Origin of the sequence: Roseinatronobacter sp. S2, from assembly GCF_029581395.1 — a bacterium.
In the GTDB taxonomy this organism is placed as follows: Bacteria; Pseudomonadota; Alphaproteobacteria; order Rhodobacterales; family Rhodobacteraceae; genus Roseinatronobacter.
In genome coordinates this window covers 751,472-768,686 of sequence record NZ_CP121113.1, presented here as the reverse complement: position 1 = coordinate 768,686, position 17,215 = coordinate 751,472, and the positions used below count along the sequence as shown (strand labels likewise).

The following is a 17,215-nucleotide window of genomic DNA, read 5'->3' as shown; positions in this document are numbered from 1 at the left end:
GCATCAGGCGCCGCGCCGCTTGCGAAACGGGGGGTGTGGCTCCATTCATGCGAACCCTCCCACAGGTTCACTCCCGAGCCGGCACTATCCCTGGACAGGACTTTCACACCACAGGCACAAAAGTCCTGTCCAGAAACAGTGATAAACTGGGACCGGAGGCGTCCGGTCCCAGTTTGATTTTCAGAAGATCAAGATGCTGCGCATCTCGTCCTATTACTTCAGCTCGACTTTTGCACCAGCATCTTCGAGCTTTTTCTTGATCTCTTCGGCTTCCTCTTTCGGGGCGCCTTCTTTCACGGCTTTGCCGCCAGCTTCGACCAGGTCTTTGGCTTCTTTCAGGCCCAGACCGGTGATGCCGCGAACTTCTTTGATGACCGCGATTTTGTTTGCACCGGCTTCGAGCAGAACAACGTCGAATTCGGTTTTTTCTTCGGCAGCGGGGCCTGCATCACCAGCGGGGCCTGCCATCATGACAGCGCCGCCAGCAGCGGGTTCGATGCCATATTCGTCTTTCAGGATCGTTTTCAGTTCCTGAGCTTCGAGCAGCGTGAGGTTCACGATTTGCTCTGCAAGTGCTTTAAGATCAGCCATTGTTCAGTTCCATTCTGTTCAGGTTCAAGGGTCCAACATGGGTGTGCTTCACGCCACGCAGGCCAAAGGTTGCTTATGCCGCTTCACGCTCTTCGAGCGTTGAAAGAATTCCGGCAATATTCGAAGCAGGAGCGCCAATTGCACCCGCGATGTTCGAAGCAGGGGCACCGATGCACGACGCGATCTGAGCGATAAGCTCTTCGCGCGACGGCATTGCAGCCACTGCCTTGACACCGGCAGGGTCAAGGGCCGATTCACCCATTGCACCACCAAGGACAACCAGCTTCTGGTTTTCTTTGGTGAAGTCCTGGACCACTTTTGCAGCTGCAACAGGGTCTTCGGAATAGGCAAGAACGGTCATGCCTGTCAGAAGGTCAGAAATGCTTGCGCAGGGCTTTCCTTCAAGGGCGATTTTGGCGAGCTTGTTCTTGGCGACGCGAACTGCCCCGCCCGCATCACGCATGCGTGCGCGCAGAACCTGCATCTCAGCAACCGTGAGGCCAGCGTATTGTGCTACCACAACCACGCCAGAGCTTTCGAAGATCTGGCCGAGTTCCTCGACCACTTTCTCTTTTTGGGCTCTATCCACAGGGTCTCTCCAATTATTAGGGGTTTCCCCCCGGCTCGTTTCGCCAGACCGTAATCTGGCATAAGGTCCGAACGGGCCTTTCCCAAATCCGCCCGAGGAATTACCCCGGAAACCGAAATGTTCCTGTCCCGCCTCAGGCAGGAATTACGATGTTGCCATCACCCACCGTCTCGGACGAATCGCCAGGGCAATCAAGCGACAGCCTGATACCCCAGCGGAGGGTTCCATAGACTCTATGCCCGCGAATGCCAAGCGAAAAAGTCCGCCGCCGCCTTCGACGCGCAAACAACCGCAAGCTGATCACCCCTGCGACTGCTCCAACTGTGCGCGATAATACTCCGCTTCACTGCGTGCTTCGCGCAATCCGTCCATTGCAGCGCGCAATTCTGCTTCTGTCTGGCTTAGCCGGGCGGTCAGATCACGTTCGCGTGTCTCGACATATTCGATCGCCTGATCACGAATTTCTTCGGCTTCGTGCAAGGCCTGCGCCATGCGGTCCAGTTCGCCCAGATCCTGCTGGCGGACACGCGTGAACCTGTGCACAAGCCAGTTCGTAAACCAACCAAGTGAAAAGGCCACAAACAGGATCAGTGCCGTAATGACGATGAATTCAAACCGGTTCATTTCTACCTCTGTTCAGGCGGGCCGCAGAAACAGCACAATCGGGCACCTGCACATCAGGGCCTTTCGGGGCGGGGTTGCGGGCGGGGGGTGTCTTCGGCCCCAAGCGTGACTTCAATTTCCAGATCGTCCTCGTCGGGTTGTTCTTGGGGTTCATCCTCGCCTGTTTCCTCGCGCGCGGCGGCGGCCGATTCCCCGATCAAACGAAACTCTATCCGGCGATTGGCTTCGCGTCCTGATGCGGTGCTGTTATCCGCGATGGGGAATTCGGGACCATAGCCCTTGGCCTCGAACCCGGAAATCGGAATGCCGCGCGACAATAGCGCCGCCATCACGGCCTCGGCGCGTTGCTGGCTTAGGCGCATATTGGTTTCCAGCCCGCCCTGACTGTCGGTATGCCCCGCAATTTCCATTTCCAGACGACCACAATCGCGCAAGATCTCGGCGATCTGGTCCATGACCCTTACAGCATCTGCAACCAGTGTTGCGGACCCCGGATCGAAGGTCAGCTGTTCGTCCGTCAGAATTTCCTTGATCCACGCTTCGCAGCGGGCGGGGGTGGGTTGCATGGCAACAGGATCAAAGCGTTCATCATAGTTGATATTCAGGTTAAAGCGCGCGGCCGCCCCCAGCCTGTCGGTCAGAATTTGCGAAATACGATCGGACGCGCCCGCATCCCCTGTCACGCCGCGAATGTCGATCTGGGACGGGCGCACGCGCACGCTGCCATGTTCCAGATAACTAAGGACATCAATCGCCAACAACGTGCGCACAGACCACCCTTCGGGGGTGTCGGGCGTGATATTGGCCTGCATATCCACAGCGGACAGGCCGAATTCAGACCGCGCCATGGACAAAAGCGCGCTGCGCAGTCGGTCATCTGTCAGGCGACCGCGCATCACCACGGCCCCTTCGGGCGCGCGGGTGATCATGAATTCCACGGCATTTTCCTGCCCTTCCATATCCCCTTCTTCCGGCGGCAACCTGACCGCTTGCAAAGAAAATACATCTGGAACGGCGTTTTCCAGCGTTCCTACAATACGGTCAAATTCTGCAATCTCGACAGCATTCGGGACAACAAAGGAAATGTCGGTATCCGAAAAGGTCACGGTTCCCGCGCCCGCATCGCCCAAGGCCCGCACCGCCGCCACGGCCGCAACCTGCCACCGCGGCGAAGGGCTGCCAAGACCGATGGTGCATTCCAGAACCCCGCCTGCGCCCGCCTGACGCGCGGCTTGCAGTATTGCCGAACGCGCCTCTTGCGAATCTGCGGAGCAGGCGTCGAACCGCGCCCCGTCTTCGTCTATCACAAAGCGCAAGGTAAAGGGCGTGATCGCGGGACGGGGGGCCGAAATCTCGATGCTGGCAATCAGGCCGCGCGGCCGTTCACGCTGCAACCGCTGGCGGAACTCGTCTCGCTGGCGCTCTGATTCCGCAAGGCCGAACACCTCTACCTGATCGGCGGATACCGAAATCTTGCTGACGGGCACAAGGGTCATGGCCTTCATCGCGTATTCGACAGAACGCTCCCAGCCAAACGGCACGGCATGGGCCGCCGTTTCAACCATGTTCACCACGGACACTTCAGGCCCGATCCCTTCGATCTGGCGCACGATGCCGGAGATATCATAACTTTCGGGGACCAGCCCTATCAGCGACACGTCCAGCCCGTTGCGCATCATTTCAACCGAAAAGCGCGGCGCGGCAATCGCAATGGATGGTGCGACGGTCAGCCTGTCGATGACACGCTCCGCGCCAACGACCCCGCTGACGATGCCCAGCGCGCGAAAACGCTCTGCTTCGGTGGCGGCCTGCCCGCTCATGGTGACAAGCAGGCCGTCAACCTGAATGTCGGGCCATTCGATTTCAGCCTCGTTCAGGGCTTCGCGCGATTCGTTCACAAGCAGGTTTTCTGTCGCGCGCACACTCATGCTTGCGCCTGCCACTGCCAACATGGCCGCCACGACAAACGCCGCAGCAGTCAGAACATGGCCTTTGTAACGCTGCCATACCCCCAAGGAGTCGCTTTGCACCACTGCCAGAATTTTGGATATTTGGTTTCGCATATCCGTCACCTAGCCAGTTGCGCTTACAGGCGCAATCACGCGAAAAGTGTTATGGCGAAAAACAGCGCAACGAAAAGCCCTGCATCGCGGTTCGATCTGAACAGTTTCAGGCAAACATCACCATCATCAATATCCAGTTTGCCAAGCTGCCAGTTCATGTGCCACCCCATGGCCCATGCCCCCGCCAGACCAAGCGACATTTTCAACGGATTTGCCAATGGTGCCAAGGCGTAAATCACCGCAAGCGACAGCAGGACAACCGTGGCCACCAGGAACCCGCGCAGCCATTGATCGGTCTGGTTTCCGAACAGTCGCGCGGTCGATTTCACGCCAATCAGTTCATCATCTTCACGGTCCTGGTGTGCATAGATCGTATCATAAAAAAGTGTCCAGCAAATGCCGGCAAGATACAGAAACACCGCAGGCAAGCCCAATGATCCGGTCTGCGCCGTCCATGCAAGAAGCGCGCCCCAGTTAAACGCAAGCCCCAGAAATATCTGCGGCCACCAGGTGAAACGCTTGGCAAAGGGATAGATGGCAACCAGACCCAGCGACAGCACACCCAGCCCGATGGCCGCCCAGTTGAAGGTTAGCAAGATCAGCGCGGCAATACCTGCCTGAATGGCCATCCAGATGCCTGCCTGTTGCAAGGTGACCTGCCCCGACGGGATGGGGCGCGAACGCGTGCGCGCCACCTTGTCATCAATATCGCGGTCGGTGATGTCGTTCCATGTGCAGCCTGCCCCCCGCATCAGGAACGCACCAAGCCCGCAGGCCAGAACCAGCCATACGGTCAGCCAACCCGCAGCGTCAGGATAGGCCGCAGCGCCCAGAAACACCCCCCACCAGCACGGCAGCAGCAAAAGCCATGTCCCTATAGGGCGGTCGGCGCGTGACAGGCGCAGAAATGGCCGTGCCTGCTCGGGGGCCAGCGTGTCCACCCAGTTGGCCGCTGGCGCATCTGCCACCGTGCCATTCTTGCCCGGCCCCTCTGGTCTTTGATCGTCGTCGGTCATACTATCGGCCCCATGACAGCGCGCAGTGAACAGGCAAAACACAGACTCTATCTAGAGCATGCATTGGGTCAGGGGCAAGTGATTGACCTGTCGCGTGACCATGCGCATTATCTTTTCAATGTGTTGCGCCTGTCTGTCGGGCAACATGTGGCCGTTTTCGACGGTCAGCACGGGGAATGGCAAGCGGAAATTGTGACCACCGGCAAACGGGGCGGAACGTTGCGCTGCCTGACGCAATCCGCGCCGCAGTGCATGCCGCCGGACATATGGCTGTTATTTGCCCCCATCAAGAAAGCGCGCACCGACTTTATCGTTGAAAAAGCAACCGAACTTGGGGTCGCGCGCATTCTGCCCGTTCAGACCGAACATACCAATTCCGAACGCATCAGGCAGGATCGTCTGCAAGCGCATGCAGTGGAGGCGGCAGAGCAATGCGGCGGCACTTATGTGCCCCAGGTTGCGGATTTGCAGCCCCTGTCGCGCCTGCTGGACACATGGGACAAAACCCGCGCGCTGATTTTCGCCGATGAAGCCCTGAGCGATGCCCCCGGCCCCGCGCCTGCCCTGCCCCCCGCGCCTGCCGCCATCATCATCGGCCCCGAAGGCGGGTTCTCGCCCGCCGAACGGGCACGGCTGCGCAAAATGGACAACGTAACGCCAGTATCACTTGGCCCGCGCATACTGCGCGCCGACACTGCCGCCGTCGCGGCGCTGACATTATGGCAGGCGGCACAGGGGGATTGGGCATGATCCGGCCTGAATTGCGTGCGGAACTGGTGCGCTGGTCCGAAGTGGTGACCGGGCTTGTCATTGCCGCACTGGGCTTGTGGGCCGCATTTGTGGCGCGCGACAGTTTTTTCCAGCTGGTGGCTGCATTGATTGCGGGCACTGGCCTGACGCTGGCTGTCATAGGCTGGCGGCGCATGCGCTTTCACCGTGCCACTGACGGCCCCGGCATTGTGCAGGTGCTGGAGGCGCAGATTTCATATTTCGGCCCCGAAACCGGCGGTTTTATCAGCGCGCGTGATCTGGTTGAATTGCATCTGACCGAACACGGCACCTGCTGGCACCTGATCGCGCAGGATGGCACGCGGCTGGATATTCCTGTCGGGGCCGAAGGGGCAGATACATTGTTTGATGTGTTCGCCAGCCTGCCGGATATACATATGCAATCCATTCTGGATGCACTGGACGCGCCCGAACAGGTGCTGGCGCGGCCAATGTGGCTGCACCCGTCGCGCCGCGCCGCGACCCGGCGCCTTCATTAGCGTCACGCCGGGTGGTGTAGACGAACGCAAGCGCAATCCGCACCGAGCAGTTGACTGCGCATTTTTGCACGCCTGTTCGACTTGACTTGCGCAGGCACAGACGCCAAGTCCATAGCACCAAACCACAATGACACGGCACACACAGGATCGGAGCGCATATGTCCATTCCCCAAACCGGCGGCGGGCCGATCGAGAACAAGGCGCAACTTGCCGAATATCTGGCTTCCGGCTGCAAGCCCAAGGAAGACTGGCGCATTGGAACCGAGCATGAAAAATTCGGCTATTGCCACGACACGTTGAACCCCCTGCCCTATGACGGGCCAAGGTCCATCCGTGCTGTGCTGGAAGGGCTGCGCGACCGTTTCGGCTGGTCGCCTGTGCTGGAGGCGGGCAAGATTATCGGGCTGGAAAAGGATGGCGCCAATGTGTCGCTGGAACCGGGCGGGCAGTTGGAACTGTCCGGCGCACCACTGGAAACCATCCACCAGACCTGTGATGAAGTGAACCAGCATCTGCGCGAAGTGCGCAGTGTCGCCGATGAAATTGGCGTGGGTTTTATCGGGCTTGGTGCGGCCCCGATCTGGAGCCACGCGCAAATGCCGGTCATGCCCAAGGGCCGCTATGCCCTGATGACCGATTACATGGACCGCGTCGGCACCATGGGCAAGTCGATGATGTATCGCACCTGCACGGTGCAGGTGAACCTTGATTTCGGGTCCGAACAGGACATGGTGCAAAAACTGCGCGTGGCGCTGGCACTGCAACCTGTGGCAACCGCGCTGTTTGCAAACTCGCCGTTCTTTGATGGCAAGCCGAACGGGCATAAAAGCTGGCGCGCGCGCGTCTGGCGCGATCTCGACCCTGCACGCACCGGCATGTTGCCCTTTGTGTTTGATGACGGCTTCGGGTTTGAAGCATGGGTGGATTACGCCTTGGATGTGCCCATGTATTTCGTCTATCGCGACGGCAAATACATCAACGCACTGGGCCAGTCGTTTCGCGACTTCATGAAAGGGCAACTGCCCGCCCTGCCCGGCGAAATACCCACCCTGTCGGATTGGGCCGACCACCTGACAACAATCTTTCCTGAAGCGCGCATCAAGAAGTTCATCGAAATGCGCGGCGCAGACGGGGGGCCATGGCGCAGGCTTTGCGCGCTGCCCGCATTCTGGGTCGGGCTGACCTATGATCAGGGCGCGCTGGATGCGGCATGGGATATTGCCAAGGGCTGGACACCGGACCTGCGCGAGGAATTGCGCATAGCGGCATCTGTCGACGGGCTGGCCGGGAGTGCACAGGGCCTGAAGCTGCATGATCTGGCCCGCGAAGTTGTCGACATCGCAGAAGCAGGGCTGAAAGCGCGCGCGCAGCCCGGGGCTGGTGGCATGTTGCCGGATGAAAGCCATTTCCTGAACGCATTAAAAGAGAGTGTCGAGACGGGCCAGACCCCTGCGGATGAATTGCTGCACCGCTATCACAGCGACTGGCAGGGTGATCTGACACAGATCTACGGGGCATACAGCTACTGACATTCCTGCACATGGCGCAGGATTTTGCAGCCGTGGATTCTTGACTTTGGCAACCAGTCGGGTGCAATCAGCGCATATGGTGGAACAGTCGGACATTTCAGCCACTGACAAGGCCAAGTCAAAGCGACCCAGTTGGCGACACTGGACGCAGGACCGCGTTGCTGCGGTCCTGCTGTCAATGCTGCGCCCGCTGCCCTATCGCTGGCGCATACCTGCCATTGGCTGGCTGGGCGGAACCATAATTGGCCCGTTGGCGGGAATGCGTGAACGGATTCGCGCCAATCTGACACATGTGATGCCGGACCTGCCCCCGTCAGAGGTGGCGCGCCTGTGCCGCAAGGTGCCCGACAACATGGCCCGCACCATCGCCGAGATATTCACCGGCGATGAATTCCTTGAACGCGCGCGCACCAGCAGCGTTGAGGGCACCGGCCTGATGGCCTTGCAAGAAGCGCACGCGCAAGGACGCCCCGTCCTGTTGGTCACTGCGCATCTGGGAAATTATGATGCGGCCCGCGGCTTTTTGCTGGCACAGGGGTTCAATGTCGCGGGGTTTTATATGCCCATGACCAACCCTGCCTTCAATACCCGCTATGTTGCGGCCATATCGCGTATTGGCACGCCGGTTTTTGCCCGCGGGCGCGAAGGTCTGGCCCATATGCTGCGCTTCCTGCGCCGTGGCGGTATGGTAGGCATGGTTGTCGACCATTATATGGCGCATGGCGAAATCGTCGATTTCATCGGCAAGCCCGCGCGCACGGCCCTGTCAGCCGCAGAGCTCGCGCTGAAATACAACGCGCTTCTGGTGCCGGTCTATGGCATTCGCAACGCTGATGGCATTACATTCCGGGTGCGTATTGAAGATCCGATACCGCATTCAGATCCGCGCACCATGACCGCGAGCCTGAACCAGTCGCTTGAAGCGCTGGTCAAAACCCATATGGATCAATGGATGTGGTCACACAGGCGCTGGAAAAACACCTGACCCTGATTGTCCTATCACACCATAACGCACGCGCAGGCTGGTATTGGCCTGAAGGGGTCATACGCGCTTGGATAAAGCCCGCGCCAGCGGTGGGCCGGGGTCTGCCGATCCGACATTATTTGAATGCAGTTTATGCAGGCTGCATATTCCTTACTTCAATGGCTTGGACTGCCATCAGGTTATCGGCAGGCCGCGGGACGGCCCACCGATGGCGCGGCGGGCTGCGCCCTTGATTCCGCGCCTTGGGACTCCCCTTCAGGCCGAAATCCACAACCAAAGATGCAGTTTGCGCCTGATGCAACCAGACTCTGGCACAGTCCCCGCCGCTAACTGTCCCCGCGCTTCACGGGTTTGGGGGCGTCGTCATATTGCGCGTTCAGGATGCGCTGGCTGTCGCCATCGGGGTCATCATACATACCCTTGCGCAATGTCCACAGAAACGCAGCCAACCCCACAAACCCCAGAAACAGGGAAACGGGTATCAGGATTGTCAGCACTTCCATCGTGGCATCGTCCTTTTGTCATTTCAGCCGCAATGCGTTCAACGTCACAGTAATGGACGAGATTGACATCACAGCCGCCGCCCAAAGGGGCGTTGCAAAACCCAGCAGAGCTATGGGAACGAATATAATATTATACAGGCCGGATTGCACGAAATTCTCGCGTATGCGGCGGGTGGACTGACCCGCAATCCGTATCGCATCGGCAATCGGTGCAATATCACGCCCCAGAAGCACCATATCTGACGCCGCGCGCGCCGCATCCAGCGCAGACGCGGGCGAGATGGACACATGCGCGGCACTTAGCGCCACTGTATCATTCAGCCCGTCGCCCACCATAAGCACCTTGTGGCCCGCATCCTGCAAGGCCGCGACCCTGTCGGCCTTGTCTTGCGGCAGGGCCTCTGCGTGCCAGTCTGCAATGCCCAACCGCTGCGCCAGATCGCGCACAGCGCCCGGAACGTCGCCGGATATCAGCAAAACGGCCTTGCCCTGCGCCTGCAACCCTTTGACCACATCTTCCGCGCCGGGGCGCAACGCATCCGTAAAGGTGAAGGCATCACAAACCGTGCCGATGCCCAGATAGGCCGCTGTCATTTCGCGCGGGGTCGCGCCAACCCATGCCGCACGACCCAGTCGCACGCGCGCGCCCTGCCAGTCCCCTTCGATGCCGTAGCCGGGCACTTCTTGCACCGCGTCAAGCGGCACGGGGCTGACGCCGCGATCATGCAACGCCTGCGCCAATGCCTGCGCCAGCGGGTGGCTTGATGCAGCGGCCAGTGCAAGCGCCACGCGCATATGCGTTTCAGTATGATCGTCCAGATTGGTGGGCACAGGCGTGCCCATCGTCAATGTGCCGGTTTTGTCAAAAACCACCGTGTCCACCTCGGCCAGCCGTTCCAGCGCTGATCCATCCTTGATCAGCAATCCCTTGCGAAACAGTTTCCCGCTTGCAGCGGTCACAACAGCGGGCACGGCCAGACCCAGCGCACAGGGGCAGGTGATGATCAATGTCGCCGCCGCAATATTCACCGCCAGCCGCAGATCGCCGCCTGAAATATACATCCAGACAATGAATGCCCCGATGGACAGCAATGGAATTGTCGGCGCATAGGCGCGCGCCGCGCGTTCGGCCAATGTGGTATATCTGGTGCGCGCCGATTCCGCATTCGCCACCAGATCGGCCATGCGGTGCAAGGAACTGTCCTTGCCAGCGGCAGTGACACGCACGGTCAGGGGGCCTGTCAGGTTGACTTCCCCCGCGCTAAGGGCGCTGCCTTCGGCGGTGTACACAGGCAGGGTTTCGCCCGTCAGAAGGGAACGGTCAATTTCGGACTTGCCCGCAGTGACAACCCCGTCCACCGGCACGCGCCCGCCGGGACGCACCAGCACCAGATCGCCAACCGCCAGTTCTGCCACCGACACGGTGCTTTCGACACCATCCGCCAACCGGATGGCGCGCGGCACTTCCAGCGCGGCCAGTTCCTGCGCGGCAGACCGCGCGACAGCACGCGCGCGAAAATCAAGATACCGCCCCGCCAGAAGGAAGAAGATCAGCATGACCACCGCTTCAAAATAGGCATGCTCGCCTGATTGCAGCGTTTCATAGATGGAAATGATCAGCGTCAGGATAATGGCAAAGGAAATCGGCGCATCCATATCCATACGCCCCGCGCGCAGCCCCTTCATGGCCGCACGGAAAAAGGGCTGGCCCGAAAACGCCACTGTGGGAATCGCGATCAGCGCCGAAATCAGGTGGAACATATCGCGGGTCGGCCCCTCGGCGCCTGACCACACGGCGACCGACAAAAGCATGATGTTCATCATGGCAAAACCGGCCACGCCAAGGCGCATCAGCAATTCGCGCCCCTGCTTGTCGGTTTCGGTCATCGACAGCGTGCCTGCGTCCAACTCATGCGCGTCATAGCCCAGCCGGTCTAGGCGCGCGATCACATCCTGCACCCCCACTGCGGCGGCGGCGTCCACGCTAAGCCGCTTCAGCGTCAGGTTCAGGCGGGCAGAATTCACCCCTTCCATGCGCGACAGGTCACGTTCGATCGTGGCGATGCAGCCCGCGCAGTGCACTTCGGGCACGGACAGCAACAATCGCGCATTGGGCAAGGCCGCGCGTCCGGCCAGCGCTTCGGCAGCGGGGGCGGCATCGCAGGCAGGGCAGGCAGAGGGGCGATAGGTTACAGTGCTCATCAAGACACCTTAGCGGACGTGCAGAACCACACGCTGGCGAAATTCGGTCCCGTCTGCGGCCACCGCATGCATCCGGATATTCCAGTTGCCCGGCCCGATATCGACGGGCGCGCGATACGCCCCGTCAAAAAAGCGGAAATCAGGCGTTTTGTCTGCGCGCACATGGGTTGCAGCGCCCACCACGGCATCCAGATGGGCCACCTGCACCGGTGCGCCCTGCGCATCGGTGATGGCCAGTTTCAGGTTCCCGTCTTCCACACTTGCCTTGACGTCCCAACCCAGCGAAAGCTGAGCCGCCAGTTCTTCGTTGAAATTCTGGCTGGCAACATAGGAATTGTCGACCTCCAGCCCCGGAAAGGTGCTGACGGCATTGAAGGCCAGTGTCAGATTGGCGGCAAGAATAACCCCGAATGCCGACACGGCAATAATCAACACCTTTGTTCCCGTCATCCGGAACCCTTTGCGTGCTGTGTCTGTCATTGGTTTCTCCCGTTGAATGTCGTGTCGGAATAGACGCGTTCAGATGTCCCCGACAATGTTGCCCATATCCGCGCTGGCCGGCGCTCTGCCATGGCCGAGTCTGTCTCGGGCGCAGCAGTCAGGTAGACGCGAAGCAAGGCCATTTCATCTGGTGCTACAGTAACCGCAGTGCCGTCTTCACCCTGAATTGACAGTTCCAGATCAGGGTTTTCCGTGACCGACAGCACAAATTCCCGTGGTTCATGATACATGTTGCGCAACCGGATGTCATAAACATTGCGCACCGTTCCATCAGACAACACGATATGAGTGGGGTTGCGAATGGGCGACACGCTCATGTCCAGATCGGCGCGAATGAACAACGCGATGACCAGCCCGATGCCAATCACAGCCCAGATAGCAGTGTAAAGAACCGTGCGGGGGCGGAACACATGCTTCCAGACAGACTTGGCGTCTTTGCCCTCTCGCTCGGCAATCTCGTCGGACAGGGCCATATAGGCCACCAGTCCGCGCGGCTTGCCGATCCGGTCCATGACTTCATCACAGGCATCGATGCACAAGCCGCAGGTGATGCATTCCATCTGCTGGCCGTCGCGAATATCAATCCCCATCGGGCACACATTGACGCAGGCCATGCAGTCGATGCAGTCACCCTGATTTGGGTCCAACTCGCCCTTCTTCAGTTTGCCGCGCGGTTCGCCACGCCAGTCACGATACCCGATGGTGATTGTATCTTCGTCCATCATGGCCGCCTGAATGCGCGGCCATGGGCAGGCATAGATACAAATCTGTTCGCGGAAGAACCCGCCGAACAGGAACGTGGTCATCGTCAGGACCAGCACTGTCAGATAGGCGATTGAACTGGCCTGACCGGTGAACAGATCGACAAACAATGTGGGCGCATCCGCAAAATAGAACACCCACGCCCCGCCAGTCGCCATGCCGATTACGAACCACGATGTCCATTTCAGCCCGTATTTGCGGACCTTTTCAAAATCCCACCCTTTGCGATGCAGCCGCAGGCGCGCGTTGCGGTCCCCTTCGACCCAGCGTTCCACCAGAATGAACAGGTCCGTCCATACAGTTTGCGGGCACGCATACCCGCACCAGACCCGCCCCAATGCAGACGTGAACAGGAACAACCCGATCCCCGCCATGATAAGAAGGCCCGCCACGAAATAGAATTCATGGGGCCATATTTCGATCATGAAGAAGAAAAACCGCCTGTTACCAAGGTCCAGCAACACCGCCTGATTGGGCATTTCCGCGCCACGGTCCCACCGAATCCACGGGACCAGATAATAAATTCCCAACATGACAGCCAGAAGCCACCATTTCATCGTGCGGAAATTACCGCTGACGCGGCGCGGAAAAATCGGTTCGCGCTTGGCATAGAGTGGCGGGGGGATCTCGTCAGGGGAACTCATTCCGATGCTCCGGCTATTGGGCTGGTCCGGTAATCACATGGTTCACCAGAACAAACCTTGACTTGAATCAAAAAGCGCTTCGGCAATGCATCTTTTAACCAATTGCCAAAGCACCACATCGTTTTCGCGGGAAAGGGTGTAGCGCCGACCTTCAATAACACGCGCGAACAGGAATGAAGGCCGACGCGGCCCTGTATGCCAGGGCGTGCCCGACCTTTGCCCCTGAAAGCTGACTGTAACATTGATACAGATCAAATACTTCTGCGCATCGAACAACAGGCGACAGGATGTCGCAAGGCCACATCTGCGCACTGAAATGAAACAGGCCCCGGCTTGCGCAGGGGCCTGAAAAAACGCCGGGCCGGGCGTGTGTTACTGACCGCCACCCAATTGGTGAACATAGGCTGCAACCGCACGGATTTCCGCTTCGCGCAAGCGGTTCTCAAAGCCGGGCATCACGCCAAAACGCGAATAGTAAATCGTTTCGCGAATGGCATCGAATGACCCGCCATACAGCCAGACCTGGTTGTTCAATGCGGGTGCCCCAAGGAAATAATCCCCTTCGCCGCCGTCACCATGGCAGGATGCACAGTTGATCTCGAACAGTTCTGCCCCGCCAGCGGCCAGTTGCGCATCATGGTCCGACCCCGAAAGCGACAGGACATGGTGCACAACCTGATCAATCTCGGCATCTTCCAGCAAACCATCACGGCCGAAAGCCGGCATTTCCGACCAGCGTGCATCTGCGAAATCCTCGTTGCGGATACCCCAGGTCACAGTCGTCAGAATGTCGTCCATCGTGCCACCCCACAGCCAGTCATCATCCAGCAGGTTCGGGTAGCCCGCTGCCTGAACGCCTGCACCACCGCTGCCGTGACATTGCGAGCATTGCGCGCGAAACACCGACGCCCCGGCATTGACTGCGAACCGGTGCAATTCATCATTGTCATGAATCGCTTCCAGATCAGTATCGACCAGCTGGACGAAAAACTGTTCGTTGCGGGCCTCGAATGCGTTGATTTCTTGGGCGACATTGGCACGCGACGAATAGCCCAGCAAACCTGACGTCGCGGATTTTATGCCCGGCCATGCCGGATACGCGATCCAATACCCCACCGACCAGATGATCGTGATGATGAATATCCAGACCCACCAGCGCGGCATCGGATTGTCGTATTCTTCAATCCCGTCCCAGCTATGGCCTGTGGTTGCAACGTCATGTTTCAGCTTTTTGGCCGGATCAGGATACTGCCGGGAGGCGGGTGTAACCTTGTTTTCGGAATTGTCAGCCATCAGCGGGCCTCTTTCGGGTCAGCGTGACGCCCCTGATGGCTGTCGGAACCGGCACCCTCAGGCTTGTCATCGTTACGGAAAATCATGTTCGCAGATTCGTCGTGAACCTTCTTTGAGCCGGGGCGCAAGATGAACACGAATACCCCGATGAAGAAGCAGAACATGAATAGCAGATGCCAGCTATCGGCAAACGCGCGCAGAAAAGTGTATGTTTCCATTTTCCTTCCCCCCTAGCGATTGGCGACGGGCACGAATGTGTCGAAATCGACCAACGTTCCCAGCATCTGCATATAGGCAATGATGGCGTCCATTTCTGTCACCTGCTCTTGCCCGTCGAAGTTGCGCTGCTGCGCCCCCGGATAGCGGTCCAGGATGCCCGGATCACCGAAGTCTTCGGCTTGCGCGAAGAAGTCACCGACTGCGTTTTCCATCATGTCTTCGGTGTAGGGATGTCCCAGCACGCGATAGACCGCCATGACATCGCGCACATGTTCGGCATCTGACCGGTCCAGCGTGCGGTTCAGCATATACCCGTAGGACGGCATGATCGATTCCGGCACAACATCGCGCGGGTTGATCATGTGCTGCACATGCCAGTCATCCGAATAGCGCCCGCCCAGACGGGCCAGATCCGGCCCTGTCCGCTTGGACCCCCACTGGAACGGGTGATCATACATCGATTCCGCAGCAAGGCTGTAATGGCCATACCGCTCCACCTCGTCGCGCATGGGGCGGATCATCTGGCTGTGGCAGGTATAGCACCCTTCACGCAGATAAATCTCACGACCCGCGATTTCCAGCGGCGCATAGGGGCGCATGCCTTCAACCTTCTCGATTGTGTTATCAAGATAAAACAAAGGCACGATCTGAACGATGCCACCAATGGTGACGACAAGGAAACTCAGCACCAGCAAAAGCGTGGCATGCGTTTCGATTTTCTTGTGGTGATCAAGAAGTCCCATAATGCCCTCCGTTATTCAGCGGGCACTGCGGCGGCACGGGCGGGTTGTTTTTCCGCCGTGCTCGTCACAGTTTTCCACAGGTTATAGCACATGATGATCGCCCCCAGCAGGAACATCGTTCCGCCCAGACCCCGCACCACATACATCGGGAATTTCGCAGAAACCGTGTCAGCGAAAGAGTTTACAAGGAAACCCTGCGCATCGACTTCGCGCCACATCAGACCTTCCATGATGCCGGTCACCCACATCGAGGCCGCATAAAGCACGATCCCGATTGTGGCCAACCAGAAATGCCAGCTGACCAGCCGCAGGCTATACAGCCCTTCGCGCTGCCACAGTTTTGGCACCAGATAGTATAGCGCGCCGAATGTGATCATGCCGTTCCAGCCAAGTGCGGCGGAATGCACATGCCCGATGGTCCAGTCCGTGTAATGCGACAGGCTGTTGACGGCCTTGATCGACATCATCGGCCCTTCAAACGTGGCCATGCCATAAAAGCCCACGGCAACCACCATCATACGGATGATCGGATCGGTGCGCAGTTTGTCCCATGCTCCCGAAAGCGTCATCAGACCGTTGATCATCCCGCCCCATGACGGCATCCACAACATGATCGAGAATGTCATGCCCAGCGTCTGCGCCCAGTCAGGCAGTGCGGTGTAATGCAGGTGGTGCGGACCGGCCCAGATATACAGGAAGATCAGCGCCCAGAAGTGCATGATGGACAGCTTGTAGCTGTAGACCGGACGTTCTGCCTGTTTGGGGATGAAGTAATACATCATGCCCAGAAAACCGGCCGTCAGGAAGAAGCCAACCGCGTTGTGCCCATACCACCACTGGATCATGGCAGATTGCACACCAGACCAGACGGGAACCGATTTCGACCCGAATGCAGAAACGGGGATCGCGGCGTTGTTGACAAGGTGCAACATCGCGACGGTCACGATAAACGCGATATAGAACCAGTTTGCCACATAGATATGCGGTTCACGCCGGTTGATGACCGTGCCCATATAGACCGCAAGGAACGCAACCCAGACAATGGTTAACCACAGATCGGTCAGCCATTCGGGTTCGGCATATTCCTGCGCCTGAGTCGACCCCAGCACATAGCCTGTCGCGGCCATGACGATGAAAATCTGATAGCCCCAGAACACGAACCATGCCAGACCGCCCCCCCACAACCGCGAGGCCGATGTGCGCTGCACGACGTAGAACGCTGTTGCAATCAGGGCATTCCCGCCAAATGCGAAAATCACCGCCGAGGTGTGCAACGGACGCAGACGCCCGAAATTCAGATAGCCTTGTGCCCATTGAAAATTCAGGTCAGGCCATGCCAGCTGGAATGCAATAACAACACCCACCAGAAAACCGACAACCCCCCAAAAGGCAGTGGCAACCACGCCAAAACGAATGGGGCCGTCCATATATTCATTTGGATTCGCCACCGGCGCAGGCTCTCCGGCACGACGAATTTGCCACACGAAGGTGATCGCTGCTGCAAGCATGATCACCAGCATGTGGACCAAATAAGGCAAATCGCGTGCCATGCTGGCAGCGATCGCAGCGACAACCACGACCACCCCCAACACAGCAAGCTTCAAGTAATCCCACATGATCTGCGTCCCTATATTATCTTCCTGCTATCTTAATACAAATAGCACGGACAGTTTTGCATGGTGC

Annotated in this window: 17 protein-coding genes; 4 read left to right on the top strand and 13 right to left on the bottom strand. The window is 58.8% G+C overall.

Going from position 1 to position 17,215, the window contains the following annotated elements; genetic code table 11:
- Positions 1 to 213: 213 nt before the first annotated feature.
- The 5 genes from rplL to ubiA form a co-directional block, all read right to left on the bottom strand.
- On the bottom strand, positions 214 to 591 hold the full coding sequence (gene rplL, locus P8S53_RS03570) for a 50S ribosomal protein L7/L12 (RefSeq protein ID WP_277805796.1): 378 nt from the start codon (positions 589 to 591) through the stop codon (positions 214 to 216).
- Between the two features lie 73 nt (positions 592 to 664).
- On the bottom strand, positions 665 to 1,180 hold the full coding sequence (gene rplJ / locus P8S53_RS03565) for a 50S ribosomal protein L10 (protein WP_277805795.1): 516 nt from the start codon (positions 1,178 to 1,180) through the stop codon (positions 665 to 667).
- Between the two features lie 300 nt (positions 1,181 to 1,480).
- Complete coding sequence (locus P8S53_RS03560; RefSeq protein ID WP_277805794.1) at positions 1,481 to 1,804, bottom strand: hypothetical protein; 324 nt, start codon at positions 1,802 to 1,804, stop codon at positions 1,481 to 1,483.
- A gap of 53 nt (positions 1,805 to 1,857) precedes the next feature.
- On the bottom strand, positions 1,858 to 3,867 hold the full coding sequence (locus P8S53_RS03555; RefSeq protein ID WP_277805793.1) for an OmpA family protein: 2,010 nt from the start codon (positions 3,865 to 3,867) through the stop codon (positions 1,858 to 1,860).
- A gap of 35 nt (positions 3,868 to 3,902) precedes the next feature.
- The gene (gene ubiA / locus P8S53_RS03550) at positions 3,903 to 4,883 is read right to left on the bottom strand and encodes a 4-hydroxybenzoate octaprenyltransferase (RefSeq protein WP_277805792.1); all 981 of its coding nucleotides are present in this window, start codon (positions 4,881 to 4,883) and stop codon (positions 3,903 to 3,905) included.
- Between the two features lie 12 nt (positions 4,884 to 4,895).
- Here ubiA and P8S53_RS03545 point away from each other — a divergent pair, with 12 nt between their 5' ends.
- The 4 genes from P8S53_RS03545 (at position 4,896) to P8S53_RS03530 (ending at position 8,665) form a co-directional block, all read left to right on the top strand.
- Positions 4,896 to 5,633, top strand: coding sequence for a 16S rRNA (uracil(1498)-N(3))-methyltransferase (locus tag P8S53_RS03545; protein WP_277805791.1), 738 nt, complete (start codon positions 4,896 to 4,898; stop codon positions 5,631 to 5,633).
- Positions 5,630 to 6,151, top strand: coding sequence for a hypothetical protein (locus P8S53_RS03540; protein ID WP_277805790.1), 522 nt, complete (start codon positions 5,630 to 5,632; stop codon positions 6,149 to 6,151). The genes P8S53_RS03545 and P8S53_RS03540 overlap by 4 nt, the downstream gene beginning before the upstream one ends.
- 158 nt (positions 6,152 to 6,309) lie before the next feature.
- Positions 6,310 to 7,680, top strand: coding sequence for a glutamate--cysteine ligase (locus P8S53_RS03535; RefSeq protein ID WP_277805789.1), 1,371 nt, complete (start codon positions 6,310 to 6,312; stop codon positions 7,678 to 7,680).
- A gap of 76 nt (positions 7,681 to 7,756) precedes the next feature.
- The gene (locus P8S53_RS03530) at positions 7,757 to 8,665 is read left to right on the top strand and encodes a lysophospholipid acyltransferase family protein (protein ID WP_277805788.1); all 909 of its coding nucleotides are present in this window, start codon (positions 7,757 to 7,759) and stop codon (positions 8,663 to 8,665) included.
- 326 nt (positions 8,666 to 8,991) lie between these two features.
- Here the strand turns inward: P8S53_RS03530 and ccoS are convergent, their stop codons facing one another.
- From ccoS to ccoN, 8 genes are all read right to left on the bottom strand, one after another.
- Complete coding sequence (gene ccoS, locus P8S53_RS03525; protein ID WP_277805787.1) at positions 8,992 to 9,168, bottom strand: cbb3-type cytochrome oxidase assembly protein CcoS; 177 nt, start codon at positions 9,166 to 9,168, stop codon at positions 8,992 to 8,994.
- Positions 9,169 to 9,186: 18 nt separating this feature from the next.
- Entirely contained in the window at positions 9,187 to 11,370 is a 2,184-nt protein-coding gene (locus P8S53_RS03520; protein WP_277805786.1) for a heavy metal translocating P-type ATPase, read from the bottom strand.
- 9 nt (positions 11,371 to 11,379) lie between these two features.
- Positions 11,380 to 11,850: a FixH family protein gene (locus P8S53_RS03515; RefSeq protein ID WP_277805785.1), complete on the bottom strand. Its 471-nt coding sequence runs from the start codon at positions 11,848 to 11,850 to the stop codon at positions 11,380 to 11,382.
- Positions 11,847 to 13,277 carry a cytochrome c oxidase accessory protein CcoG gene (gene ccoG, locus P8S53_RS03510; RefSeq protein ID WP_277805784.1) on the bottom strand — a complete coding sequence of 477 codons (1,431 nt, stop codon included), beginning with the start codon at positions 13,275 to 13,277 and terminating at the stop codon, positions 11,847 to 11,849. The genes P8S53_RS03515 and ccoG overlap by 4 nt, the downstream gene beginning before the upstream one ends.
- Positions 13,278 to 13,649: 372 nt before the next feature.
- On the bottom strand, positions 13,650 to 14,570 hold the full coding sequence (ccoP, locus tag P8S53_RS03505) for a cytochrome-c oxidase, cbb3-type subunit III (RefSeq protein WP_277805783.1): 921 nt from the start codon (positions 14,568 to 14,570) through the stop codon (positions 13,650 to 13,652).
- Positions 14,570 to 14,788 carry a cbb3-type cytochrome c oxidase subunit 3 gene (locus P8S53_RS03500; RefSeq protein WP_277805782.1) on the bottom strand — a complete coding sequence of 73 codons (219 nt, stop codon included), beginning with the start codon at positions 14,786 to 14,788 and terminating at the stop codon, positions 14,570 to 14,572. The genes ccoP and P8S53_RS03500 overlap by 1 nt, the downstream gene beginning before the upstream one ends.
- Before the next feature lie 12 nt (positions 14,789 to 14,800).
- On the bottom strand, positions 14,801 to 15,532 hold the full coding sequence (gene ccoO / locus P8S53_RS03495) for a cytochrome-c oxidase, cbb3-type subunit II (RefSeq protein WP_277805781.1): 732 nt from the start codon (positions 15,530 to 15,532) through the stop codon (positions 14,801 to 14,803).
- A gap of 11 nt (positions 15,533 to 15,543) precedes the next feature.
- Entirely contained in the window at positions 15,544 to 17,148 is a 1,605-nt protein-coding gene (ccoN, locus tag P8S53_RS03490) for a cytochrome-c oxidase, cbb3-type subunit I (RefSeq protein ID WP_306417827.1), read from the bottom strand.
- Positions 17,149 to 17,215 lie beyond the last annotated feature (67 nt).